Annotated in this window: 1 pseudogene; it reads left to right on the top strand. The window is 51.5% G+C overall.

Features of this window, described 5'->3' with window-relative positions:
- Positions 1-54: 54 nt before the first annotated feature.
- A pseudogene (locus SB660_RS20495) lies at positions 55-274 on the top strand (alkaline phosphatase); the annotation flags it as partial.

Genomic DNA, 274 nt, shown 5'->3' with positions numbered 1-274 from the left:
CAAACACCCCCTACCATTAGACATGCAGACACGATTAAAGGAGGACGAGTGAGAATGAGTCTATTTAAACAGGTTCGATCAAAACTTCTGCCGGCGGCAGCCGTATCCGTGCTGACAGCCGGTCTGATTGCGGGCGCGGGGTTTCAGCACTCTGAACAGGCTGCGGCAAAAAAACAGCCTGACAAAAACGAGATCAGAAACGTCATCTTCATGGTCGGCGACGGAATGGGCGCTCCCTATATGAACGCCTACCGTTCGGTCATTAACAAAGGAA

Source organism: Bacillus sp. SIMBA_005 (assembly GCF_046535585.1).
Lineage (GTDB): Bacteria > Bacillota > Bacilli > Bacillales > Bacillaceae > Bacillus > Bacillus pumilus.
This window is presented reverse-complemented; position numbering and strand designations above follow the sequence as displayed.